Below are 1,682 nucleotides of genomic sequence, written 5' to 3'. Positions count from 1 at the left end.
CAGCGCGGTGAGCTCGTCGAGCAGCGCGTCCCGGCTGATGGCGGGACGGTCCAGCACCCACCGCACGGCGATGTTCTCCACCGCCATGACGATCACCCACGCCCGGGCCGCCGGGTCCCCGCTCGCGGCGCCGGCGGCCGCGAGGTAGACCGCCAGGAGTTCGCGAACCCGCTGCTCGAGGGCGTGCTGCGCCGCCCGGTGCCGCACCGCGGGCAGCTCCTCCCACATGATGCGCAGCAGACCGGCGTCGGCCTCGAGCGCGGTGAGCAGGGCGTCGGCGATCGACCGGGCCGTCGCCGGGCTCTTCACGTCGACCGGACCCGTAGCCGAGAGCGATGCCGCGACCCGGTCGGAGATCTCGGCCGACCAGCGGTCCATGACCACCGCGACCAGCGCGGACTTGTCCGGAAAGTACTGGTACAGCGAGCCGGGGCTGACCTCCGCCTCGTCGGCGACGCGGTTGGTGGTGAACGACTCGTAGCCGTCGCGCACGAGCACAACGCGAGCAGCCTCCACGATCCGCTCCACCATCGCGCGGGATCTCGCCTGCTTAGGCACCCTTCTCATGAACGCGAATTGTATGCGAGTAAAAACTCGCGTCATAGTCATGTCATGACCGTGACGCCCGAGAAGACAGCCGCCGTGATGCCGTACCCCCAGCGCTTCCGCGAGGGCGAGGAGCGTGGCCGTCGCCTCGGACGCGCCCTCAAGCCCATCGCCGGCGTGGGCCACCTCGACGAGAAGCTCATGGACCGGATCGGTCGCGATTACTTCGAGCGCGACGATCTGGGCGATCAGCTCGCCCGCGCCATGCGGCTGCGGTCCGGCGAGCCCGGCGCGGTGACCCGCCGCCAGCTCGACGAGGCGCTGCACTCCGGCTCAGCCGGCCTGCCCGACGACGCGCCTCAGATCCTGCGGGACTACATCGCGCATCTCTCCGGCACCCCGGACTGGGTCGACTGGGAGAAGATCGAGCGGGGACAGAAGGCCTACCTGCGCTTCGGCCAGAACGCCGCCGACATCCTGCTGCAGCTGTCCCTCATCGGCGGCTACCGGTTCGGCGGCCCCACCGACCTGCTGGTGGCGACCGGCGGCCTGACCGGCGAGACCACGCTGCGCCGCCTGGCCGAGACCAGCCACTGGACCATGTCCCTGTCCATCCCCGACGGGTTGCGGCCGGGCGGTGAGGCGTGGCGCCTGACCGGCCACGTGCGGGCCATGCACGCGGTGGTCAACAACGCCATGGAGCCGCGCTGGGACAGCCAGCGTTGGGGCCTGCCCATCAACCAGAGCGACCTGGCCTCGACCCTCGGCCTGTTCGACGCCGTGGTTCTGCTCGGAGTGCGAACCCTCGGTGTGCCGGTGAGCCGCAATGACTCGGACGCGGTGATGCACATGTGGCGCTACGTCGGATGGCTGATGGGCGTAGCCGACCACTACCTGGTCGAGGGTGAGCGCGAACGCCACCGCGTCAACTACCACATCCTGCTGTCCCAGGCCGGCCTCTCCGAGGCCGGGCCGAAGCTCACGCAGGCACTGGTGGAGTCCCAACGACGCCGCCACCGCAGCGGACCGCTGCCCCGACTGCGCGCCCGGGTGGGGCACGAGCGACTGCTGAGCATGCTCACCGTGCTGCTCGGCCCGGAATCGATGCGGGAGTTCGGCTTGCCGGTCCGCCCGCC

General features: G+C 70.7%; 2 protein-coding genes. One reads left to right on the top strand and one right to left on the bottom strand.

Annotated elements, in window-relative coordinates; all coding sequences use genetic code 11:
- Positions 1-567, bottom strand: a 567-nt coding sequence (locus G6023_RS11195; RefSeq protein WP_241727819.1) for a TetR/AcrR family transcriptional regulator, incomplete at its 3' end; no start/stop codon positions are given.
- Positions 568-612: 45 nt separating this feature from the next.
- On the opposite strand from G6023_RS11195, the gene G6023_RS11190 reads away from it, so the two are divergent.
- The coding region (locus G6023_RS11190) for an oxygenase MpaB family protein (RefSeq protein ID WP_182635535.1) at positions 613-1,682 on the top strand (1,070 nt) is incomplete at its 3' end.

The sequence above is a fragment of the Dietzia sp. DQ11-71 genome (assembly GCF_014144995.1).
Lineage (GTDB): Bacteria > Actinomycetota > Actinomycetes > Mycobacteriales > Mycobacteriaceae > Dietzia > Dietzia kunjamensis.
The sequence above is the reverse complement of the archived record's forward strand: the minus strand, read 5'-3'. Positions and strand labels throughout refer to the sequence as shown.